This is a genomic window from Mycobacterium sp., assembly GCF_035653355.1.
In the GTDB taxonomy this organism is placed as follows: domain Bacteria; phylum Actinomycetota; class Actinomycetes; order Mycobacteriales; family Mycobacteriaceae; genus Mycobacterium.
In genome coordinates this window covers 1-4,991 of record NZ_DASRBZ010000184.1, presented here as the reverse complement: position 1 = coordinate 4,991, position 4,991 = coordinate 1, and the positions used below count along the sequence as shown (strand labels likewise).

The 4,991-nt window shown below is 67.5% G+C and carries 5 protein-coding genes; 4 read left to right on the top strand and 1 reads right to left on the bottom strand.

Annotated elements, in window-relative coordinates; all coding sequences use genetic code 11:
- Positions 1–581 (top strand): RNA methyltransferase (locus VFA16_RS06160; protein ID WP_324966965.1); only part of this gene is annotated, 581 nt, incomplete at its 5' end.
- Between the two features lie 72 nt (positions 582–653).
- On the opposite strand, the gene VFA16_RS06155 is transcribed toward VFA16_RS06160, so the two are convergent.
- Positions 654–1,724 carry an oxygenase MpaB family protein gene (locus VFA16_RS06155; RefSeq protein WP_324966964.1) on the bottom strand — a complete coding sequence of 357 codons (1,071 nt, stop codon included), beginning with the start codon at positions 1,722–1,724 and terminating at the stop codon, positions 654–656.
- Between the two features lie 262 nt (positions 1,725–1,986).
- Here VFA16_RS06155 and VFA16_RS06150 point away from each other — a divergent pair, with 262 nt between their 5' ends.
- The 3 genes from VFA16_RS06150 (at position 1,987) to pheS (ending at position 4,969) form a co-directional block, all read left to right on the top strand.
- Entirely contained in the window at positions 1,987–2,895 is a 909-nt protein-coding gene (locus VFA16_RS06150; protein WP_324966963.1) for an adenylate/guanylate cyclase domain-containing protein, read from the top strand.
- A gap of 9 nt (positions 2,896–2,904) precedes the next feature.
- The gene (locus VFA16_RS06145; RefSeq protein ID WP_324966966.1) at positions 2,905–3,708 is read left to right on the top strand and encodes a rhomboid-like protein; all 804 of its coding nucleotides are present in this window, start codon (positions 2,905–2,907) and stop codon (positions 3,706–3,708) included.
- A gap of 208 nt (positions 3,709–3,916) precedes the next feature.
- On the top strand, positions 3,917–4,969 hold the full coding sequence (pheS, locus tag VFA16_RS06140; protein WP_324966962.1) for a phenylalanine--tRNA ligase subunit alpha: 1,053 nt from the start codon (positions 3,917–3,919) through the stop codon (positions 4,967–4,969).
- The last annotated feature ends 22 nt before the right edge of the window (positions 4,970–4,991 follow it).

The window sequence follows — 4,991 nt, the reverse complement described above, 5'->3', positions numbered from 1 at the left end:
TCCCGGTCTTCTTGGTGAATGAGCGTGCCGCCAAAGCGCTTTCGGAGACGGTGACTCCGGCGGGCTTGGTCGCGGTGTGCGAGCTACCCGCCACCGCCCTGGACGATGTGCTGGCCGGCAACCCGGCGCTGATCGCGGCCGCCGTGGAGATCAGCGAGCCGGGCAACGCGGGCACCTTGATCCGCATCGCCGACGCCATGGGCGCCGCGGCGGTGATCCTTTTGGGGCACAGTGTCGATCCGTACAACGGCAAATGCCTGCGCGCGTCTGCCGGCAGCATCTTCGCGATCCCGGTCGTCGTCGCGCCGGATGCCCGCGCGGCTGTCGAGGCGATGCGCAACGCGGGCCTGCAGGTGCTGGCCACCACGGTGGACGGGCAGACCAGCCTGGACCATGCCGAACCGCTGCTTGATCGGCCGACGGCGTGGCTGTTCGGTCCCGAATCGCATGGCCTGCCAGAGGAGCTTGCGCAGTTGGCCGAGCACCGGGTGCGCATCCCAATGTCCGGAAGCGCGGAGAGCCTCAATGTTGCGGCCGCAGCAGCGATTTGCCTGTACCAAAGCTCACGGGCGCTGAGGTAGCTCTCGCGAGCAGACGCAAAAGCCGGTCAACCAGCAAGTTTCGGAGAACTTTGCGTCTGCCCGCGCTCGTACTCAGGCCGCCGTGCCGCGGCCCCAGGCAGCGCGGCGGCCGGCCAACGAAAACGTGGTGTGCACCAGCGATCCGGCGCGCTCGATGATCGTTTTTCGCGGCGGGAAGTAGTGCATCGGCAGCCCGCGGCGATCCCGCGGCGGCGCCATGAATCTCGGCGCCTCGACCAGCGGGGCATCGGCGGGGATTCGGCCCTGGGCGCGGCGGTAGGCGGCCAGCGCCCGCGGGTGCAGCCGGATCTCGTCGGGCACTGCCACGAACGCCAGCTCTACGAATTTCCCGAACAGCCGCAGCAGCACCTCGTCACCCGGCGTCCACCGCATTCCGGCTTTCTCCCGGACCGGGGGATCGAACAGCCCGGCGGCGATCCAACGCTGGCTGGCCATCCACGGCTTGAACAGCTGGTCCCATAGCGGGGTGGGCATCAGCACGAACTTCGGCTTGGGGATCCGCATCCGGAAGATGTCCAGAGTGGCCTGATTGAGCTCCAGCCGCTCGCGACACACCCGCTCCCAGTACTGCTGGAACTCCTCCCACGACTTGGGCACCGGTCGCATACTCATCCCGTACATCCGGTACCACTGCACATGCTCGTCGAACAGCTGACGCTTCTCGGCTTCGGTCAAGCCGCCGCAGAAGTATTCGGCAACTTTGATCACCAGCATGAAGAACGTGGCATGCGCCCAATAGAAGGTTTCCGGGTCCAGCGCGTGGTAACGCCGGCCGGCGGCGTCGAGCCCTTTGATGGTGCGGTGGAAGTTCTTGATCTGCTCCCCGGTGCGCGCTGCCCGGTCACCGTCGTAGACCACACCCATGATCGGGTACACCGAACGGGCCACCCGTTGCAGCGGCTCGCGCAGCAGTATCGAGTGCTCCTCGACCCCAGCGCCTAGCTCGGGATACATGGTTTGGATCGCGCCGATCCACACACCCATCATCCCGGTACGCAGGTCGCCGAAATATTTCCACGTCAGCGAGTCCGGGCCGAGCGGCGCCGGCGCAGAATCGCCGCCTGGACCGCCCTCGCGGCGGCGGGGCAGGGGTTTGGCGGACGTCGTCGATGTCGTGTTCATCACGGCCTCCTAGCCCCGGCGACGATGCGGACCGCGTAGCAGCCCGAGGAGGAGCCGAGCAGTCAGTCGGGTCCGATACAGCACACGATAATGTTGACAACGCATGTTGTCTACGATTTCGCCGGCGCGCCGCCGGTCCGTGTCATCGAGTGCCCGGACCGCTATTAGAGGCCTTCTGAGCAGGCGTTTCGTCGACCCTGGTGGTAGAGATCATGGTGCGGCTCATTGCCGGTCGCGCGAAACTCCACCTATCCTCGACAAAGTGGAACTCGGGCCCAATCCGGCGTCCGGCGAGCCCGAGCAAGCGGCGACAACGCCGGCTCCGGCTGACTCAAAACGCCGTTCTCCGGTGCAGTGGCTGCGTCGCACCAACGAAAGCCCGGGAATTGTCGAAATGATCCGCCGCGCGCGACGGGCGTTGCCCGGCGATCCCAACTTCGGTGACCCGCTGTCCACCGCGGGTGAGGGCGCTCCCCGCGCGGCGGCGCGCGCAGCGGGGCGCGTACTTGCGGACCGCGGTGCGGCGTCCCGCGAAGTTGGCCTAGGCGCACTACAGCTGTGGCAGGCGTTGACCGAGGCCGTCTCCAGGCGCCCGGCCAACCCCGAGGTGACGCTGGTGTTCACCGACCTGGTCGGATTCTCCGAATGGTCGCTCAAAGCCGGCGACGACGCGGCGCTGAAATTATTGCGGCGCGCGGCGAGGGCCGTCGAACCGCCATTGCTGGATGCCGGGGGGCGCATCGTTAAACGGCTGGGCGACGGGCTCATGGCGGTGTTCGACAACCCGGTGGCGGCGGTGCGGGCATCGTGCGAGGCGGAGAAAGCCCTCAAAGCAGTTGACGTAGACGGCTACACACCACGGATGCGGGTCGGCATACACACCGGTCATCCGCGACGGGTGGCCGCCGACTGGCTCGGGGTGGACGTCAACATCGCCGCCCGGGTGATGGAGCGCGCCACCCGTGGTGGCATCATGGTGTCCGGTCCCGCGCTGGACAAAATTCCGCAAGCTGATTTGGACGAGCTCGGCGTGGTCGCCAAACGTGCTCACCGACCGCTGTTCGGCGGCAAGCCCAGTGGCGTACCCGCCGACATGGCCATCTACCGCCTCGAAACTCGTAGGGAAATTACAGGTGCCGATGCAGACGGAGAAGCCGATCCGCAGGCATAGTGGATGCCGATGATTTTTGCGACGTTGTCCAGGTTGGCGCGGGTTCGGCTCACACTCAGTTACGCCGCCGTACTGGTAGCAATCAGCACCGCGCTTGTCATTCTCGGGCCCCGAGTTCAGCAGCAAGTGATCCTGCATGTCAGCACGAACCTGCATAACTTGGCGCGCGGGAAGATCGGAACGCTGTTCGGCAGCGCGTTCGTGATCGACGCCGGGCCCATGTACGTCTGGCTGCCGGGCTTGGTGTGTCTGCTTGCGCTGGCGGAACTGCATTGGCGCAGTGGGCGGCTGACGATCGCATTCCTGCTCGGTCACGTCGGTGCGACGCTCGTGGTGGCGGTCGGCCTGATCGCCGCGGTCGAGTTCGGCTGGCTGCCGCTGTCGATCAGCCGGGCCAGCGACGTGGGGATGAGCTACGGCGCCGTCGCGGTACTGGGGGCTTTGACCGCCGCGATCCCGTGGCGCTGGCGGCCTGCCTGGATCGGCTGGTGGCTCGCGGTCGGCCTAGCAGGTGCGGCTCTGGGCGCCGAATTCACCGACGCCGGGCACGGGGTCGCATTGGTGATCGGCATGCTTTTGGCCACTCGGTTCGGCCGTGCGGGGCACTGGACGCCGGTGCGGTATGCGTTGCTGACGGTGGGTGGGGCCTTCGGCTTTCTGCTGCTGGCTCATACCGCGGTGACCGCAACCGCCGGGCTGGTCTTCGGCGTAGTGAGCGCGCTGGCCGCCGACCGCATTGCACGGTGGCGGCTCACCCGCAGGTCGCTGGAAATGGCTGCGATGGCCGTGCGAGAGCCCGTCACGCAGAGCTGACCCGTAGGCGATCGCGAGCGCAGCGAAGCTGGGCGCGGCGGGTCGCCTACCAACAGCTCCCAGTTCCGCCAGCTCACCCGCCCGAAACGCCCGGAAGCCGGCCGGTGCCGATCACCTATGATCAGCACTTGCGTCCCGCAAGCAGGTGCGCCTGCTCGTCGCGCCGAGAAGCGCCGGGGACGCACCAGCCAGCAAGGAGTTTCGCCGCGTGGGTGATCAACCCGTCGATCCGTCGATCGTGTCGTTGGAGGCACTGACCAAAGCGGTCAGCGCCGCCCGGCAGGCCTTCAGGCTGGCGGCCGATCTCGACGCGCTGGCGCGCGCCAAGACCGAGCACCTCGGCGATCGCTCACCACTGGCGTTGGCGCGCCAAGCGTTGGCCGCCCTGCCCAAGGACGATCGCGCCGATGCCGGCCGGCGCGTCAACGCCGCCCGCGCCGACGCGCAGCGCAGCTACGACGAGCGATTGGCCACGCTACGAGCCGAGCGGGACGCGGCCGTATTGGTCGCAGAGCGCATCGACGTGACGTTGCCGTCGACCCGCCAACCGCCCGGCGCGCGGCACCCCGTGACGATCCTGGGCGAGCACATCGCCGACACGTTCATCGCCATGGGCTGGGAACTGGTCGAAGGACCGGAGGTCGAGAGCGAGCAGTTCAACTTCGACGCCTTGAACTTCCCACCCGATCACCCTGCGCGCAGCGAGCAGGACACCTTCTATATCGCGCCGGAAGGTTCTCGCCAAGTGCTGCGCACGCACACCTCGCCGGTGCAGGTGCGCACGCTGCTCGAGCGCGACCTGCCGGTGTACGTGATCTCGATCGGCCGCACCTTCCGCACCGACGAGCTCGACGCCACCCACACGCCGGTGTTCCACCAAGTCGAGGGCCTGGCGGTGGACCGCGGTCTGTCGATGGCACATCTGCGGGGAACGTTGGATGCGTTGGCCCGCGCCGAGTTCGGGCCCGAAGCTCGCACCCGGATGCGCCCGCACTTTTTCCCGTTCACCGAGCCCTCCGGCGAGGTAGACGTGTGGTTCGCGAACAAGAAGGGCGGCGCCGGCTGGGTGGAGTGGGGCGGCTGCGGGATGGTCAACCCCAACGTGTTGCGTGCCGTCGGCATCGATCCCGACGTGTACACCGGCTTCGCGTTCGGCATCGGCCTGGAACGCACGCTGCAGTTCCGCAACGGCATCCCGGACATGCGCGACATGGTCGAGGGCGACGTGCGGTTCTCGTTGCCGTTCGGGGTGGAGGCCTGATGCGGGTCCCCTACAGCTGGCT

Bases quoted from the DNA above. Each gene is read 5' to 3' on its own strand.
- VFA16_RS06155 (WP_324966964.1), bottom strand. From the start codon at position 1,724: ATGAACACGACATCGACGACGTCCGCCAAACCCCTGCCCCGCCGCCGC.
- VFA16_RS06145 (WP_324966966.1), top strand. From the start codon at position 2,905: ATGATTTTTGCGACGTTGTCCAGGTTGGCGCGGGTTCGGCTCACACTC.